This is a genomic window from Acinetobacter sp. Ver3 (assembly GCF_000632455.1).
Classification (GTDB): Bacteria; Pseudomonadota; Gammaproteobacteria; order Pseudomonadales; family Moraxellaceae; genus Acinetobacter.
The window spans coordinates 1-3888 of the sequence record NZ_JFYL01000118.1; the positions used below are offsets into that span (position 1 = coordinate 1).

The 3888-nt window shown below is 35.1% G+C and carries 5 protein-coding genes; 1 reads left to right on the top strand and 4 read right to left on the bottom strand.

Going from position 1 to position 3888, the window contains the following annotated elements; translation table 11 throughout:
• From CL42_RS15595 to CL42_RS15610, 4 genes are all read right to left on the bottom strand, one after another.
• Nucleotides 1–316: acyl-CoA thioesterase domain-containing protein (locus CL42_RS15595; RefSeq protein WP_035270745.1), on the bottom strand; the 316-nt coding region annotated here is incomplete at its 3' end.
• 26 nt (nucleotides 317–342) lie between these two features.
• On the bottom strand, nucleotides 343–1578 hold the full coding sequence (locus tag CL42_RS15600; RefSeq protein WP_035270747.1) for an NAD(P)/FAD-dependent oxidoreductase: 1236 nt from the start codon (nucleotides 1576–1578) through the stop codon (nucleotides 343–345).
• 25 nt (nucleotides 1579–1603) lie between these two features.
• Nucleotides 1604–3004 (bottom strand): cytochrome P450, encoded by a 1401-nt coding sequence (locus CL42_RS15605; RefSeq protein ID WP_035270750.1) that lies wholly within the window; start codon nucleotides 3002–3004, stop codon nucleotides 1604–1606.
• 16 nt (nucleotides 3005–3020) lie between these two features.
• Entirely contained in the window at nucleotides 3021–3341 is a 321-nt protein-coding gene (locus tag CL42_RS15610) for a 2Fe-2S iron-sulfur cluster-binding protein (protein WP_035270751.1), read from the bottom strand.
• 158 nt (nucleotides 3342–3499) lie between these two features.
• Here CL42_RS15610 and CL42_RS15615 point away from each other — a divergent pair.
• Nucleotides 3500–3888, top strand: a 389-nt coding sequence (locus CL42_RS15615) for an AraC family transcriptional regulator ligand-binding domain-containing protein (protein ID WP_035270752.1), incomplete at its 3' end; no start/stop codon positions are given.

The following is a 3888-nucleotide window of genomic DNA, read 5'->3' on the forward strand; positions in this document are numbered from 1 at the left end:
GTTCATTTCCAAAAATAAATGTGCCCTGAAAAACTGTCGTAATAGCCAATTTCCCCTTAACCTCAATGTAGGTAGCCGATTTACCTATTCGTAAAATCTCTGCAGTGAAAATTACTTCTGAAGTTATTGGGCCTATAAAAGATATTTGAGCACTATTTAAAATATTATTCGCACTATGATTGGCATCCCTAGCAATCTTTAAAGCTAGCGCTGATGAGAAACCGCCATAAGCTGTTCGACCTTGTAACCAATTTAGTGGCAAGTCACAAGGTGTATTCTCTTCTAATGAATCAAAAACAGCGTCTAAAGTATTCATTTTTCTCTTATATCTTAAATAATGCGTTAATGAACGTATAAACTTACGATCGATTCTTTAAGATCGAAATTTTCATTACTCAATTTTTCTTTATAAACTTCTAATTTTTCAGAGATGATTTTTTTACTTAACATGAACTCTAAAGGTCTGCTTACACAATCCGCTGCAATCATTTCATTATTCTTGAAATAAAATAGGGCAAAGCTTCTTGAAGAACTCATATCCCCTCTAAGTATGACCTCATCGAACCCATTATTTAGTCCCACGATTTGTAATTTGATATCGTACTGATCAGACCAAAACCAAGGTAGACACTGATATTTTTGACTTTTACCGCATAAATTTTTTGCTGCAACTTTAGCTTGATCATTTGCATTCGGTACGGATTCAAGTCTAATTTGTCTTTTATAATGTTCATTAAAATGTGATGTACAATCACCAACTGCCAAAATATGTGGATCGGATGTATAACAATACTCGTCTACAACTATTCCATTGTCGATCTTCAATCCAGCTTCTTCTGCTAGTTCAATATTAGGAAGGACTCCAATTCCCACAATCACTAATTCAGTCGGTATGAATTGGCAATTTTCCAAATAGATACCTGTCACACTTTGTGTACCTGCTATTTCGGCAATCCTGATGTTAGTAAGTATTTCAACACCTTCCTCGGTATGTACTTGATTAAAAAAATCTCCAATTTGTGATGCAGCAACACGTTGTAAAATTTTTGGAGCGTATTCTAATATAGTGACATTAATACCCATTTTTCTTAATGAAGCAGCAGTCTCAAGTCCAATGTAGCCGCCTCCTACAATTACAGCGCGTTTAGTCCACTTTACGCTTGATTTTAATCCCAAAATATCTTGTGCATTGCGAATATAATGTACACCTGGCAGATGACTACCATTAATATCTAATTTACGTACTCTTGCACCAGTACAAAGAACAAGCTTATCGTAAGAAATATGATTACCATTCTCTAAATATACAATTTTTGTTTTGCAATCGATTTTTGTAACATGACCATTCACCAATTGAATCTTATTTTTTTCGTAAAAGTTTTTCGGTCGTATATACATATCTTCGATGGACTTTGAACCAGCCAAAAAAGTTTTAGATAAAGGTGGGCGATGATATGGAAGATAAGGCTCATCTCCGATGAGGATAATTTCACCTGTCCAGCCTTCTTGTCTTAAGCTAGCACTCAGCTGTGCACCAGCATGACTGGCACCTATAATAACTACTCTTGATATATCCATACCACTCCCATCCCTAATCTAATTTTTATTGCTTTTTAGTTAGCTTAACCATTAGTTTTGAATAGCCTCTCACAAAATTGGATTGAACTATTTCTGGCTCATCAACAACTTCAATACGATCAAATCGATTCAAAATTTCTTCCCATAAAATTTTAAGTTGCATTTCCGCTAATCGATTCCCCATACAGCGATGTACACCAAAACCAAATGAGAGATGATTACGTGCATCTTTTCGATCAATGATAAATTGTTCCGGATTTTCAATTGCTCTTTCATCAAAGTTACCTGACGCATACCACATCACCAATTTATCGCCCTTCCGAATAAATTGACCGTTCAGTATCGTGTCCTGCTTTGCAACTCTGCGCATATAAGCTAAAGGTGTTTGCCAACGGATAATCTCCGAGACCATATTTGGTATTAATGATGGATTTTCTTTAAGTTTCTTAAACTCTTCTGGAAATTGGTGCAATGCTAAAACACCGCCGCTCATCGAGTTACGGGTCGTATCATTACCCCCTACAATTAATAATACAAGATTCCCAATGTACTCCATTGGATGTTTAATCATGTCCTTCGTATCATCATTCATTTGCATCAAGGTAATGAGATCGAATCCGGGTGGCTCACCAGATTGTAATCTAGCTGCTTTGTCATGCCATAGGTTTACAAAGCTTTTAGACATTTCAGCTACGCCAGCAAATAACTCATCAAGATCGACATCTCCACCGGTACTATAAGGTGCTGCTGATGCTAAGTCAGACCAATAAACTAACTTCTTACGTTCCTCATAAGGGAAGTCCAATAAGGTAGCAAGCATTTTTGCAGTCAGATCAATTGAAACACGTTCAACCCAATTAAAAGATTCTCCAATTGGTAAGCTTTCTAAAACCTCTATAGTCCGGTTTCTGATCAACGATTCCATTTCTTTGAGATTCTTTGGAGCCACAACAGCTTGTACAGCTTTTCGACGTGTATCGTGTTTTGGCGGATCCATAGCGATAAACATTTCTACATCAATCGGTGGCTTTCCTAAGACAATCGCCGGCTCAGCAGAAAAAAAGTCATGGTTTTTATCAACATCTACAATATCTTTGTACCTTGTAATAGACCAGAAAGGACCAAAAATACTATTCGCTTGATAGTGCACCGGTGCTTCATCTCTTAAGCGCTTACAATAAGAAAGCCATTTACTTTGTCTAAATAAAAATGGGTTACTTAAATCGATATTCTTAATATCAACTGTTTCAACATCTGGAATTGGCTTTTCAACAAATTGAAAATTAAAACCCTCATCTATAAATTTATTTTTAGTTTTTTTGTAGATATGTAAGCCCTTAACTTGAACATCCATAGGCACTACAGCAGCTACTTTGTTCATTACAACTTCTTGAAAAATTTTGGCAGCTTCTGAAAAGTTTGTCATAATAGCCTCCCTTTACCTACATTTGAAATTCAGGCAAAATAACCTTCATCCCATCCATGTTGTCTTGAACAATCACTTGACAAGCAAGTCGAGAGTTATTGGTTTTCTCAGGTGTAAGATCAAGCATCTGAAGCTCATTTGATGAAGCTAATCCCAATTTTACAATCCACTTATCTTCTAAGATGACATGACAAGTGCCACAGGCACACTCACCACCACAATCACCATCAATACTTGGTACACCATTATTTACAGCAATTTGCATTAAGCTCATACCAGACTCAAACTCAACTGTATGTTCAGATCCATCATGTTCTATAAAAGTTATTTGTCCCATTGTTCTATCCCTAGTTATTTTGATCTGTATAATTTATTATTAATAAAGAAAAAAAAGGTCATAAAAAGACTTCATAGGGTCATAAAAAGCCAAAACTTGTAATCAAAAAAAACTATTATAAATATCGTACAAAGCTCAAAATAATTAGGTTGAATTAGATGGACTTAAAACTTAATAAGATGCTAAAGGAAGCAAATATTCCCTCAAATTATGTAAGAATAATTGCTAGGGAACTGCAATTCTCAAAAAAAGATTTATATCAGTTACTTGAATATACGCCATTGACAACTGAAGAAATTATGCAAGAAGAAAAAATGGTCGACGCACACAGTTTTATTCAAATTTTGAAAAATGCGACTCACATCTCTAATAATAGTTTTTTAGGTTTATCTTTAGGAAAAAGATTGACAATTTCTACACACGGCCTTATGGGATTCGTAATTAATAGTAGTCCAAATCTTATTGGCGTTTTAGAAGCTTTTAAAAATTTTATGCCTACTAGAATTAGTTTTGGTAGTGTCACACTTAAATATGAGAGTGACCATAT

What these genes read in the sequence shown, in the direction of transcription:
- CL42_RS15600 (WP_035270747.1), bottom strand. Translation starts at nt 1,578, where the DNA reads ATGGATATATCAAGAGTAGTTATTATAGGTGCCAGTCATGCTGGTGCA.
- CL42_RS15605 (WP_035270750.1), bottom strand. Translation starts at nt 3,004, where the DNA reads ATGACAAACTTTTCAGAAGCTGCCAAAATTTTTCAAGAAGTTGTAATG.
- CL42_RS15610 (WP_035270751.1), bottom strand. Translation starts at nt 3,341, where the DNA reads ATGGGACAAATAACTTTTATAGAACATGATGGATCTGAACATACAGTT.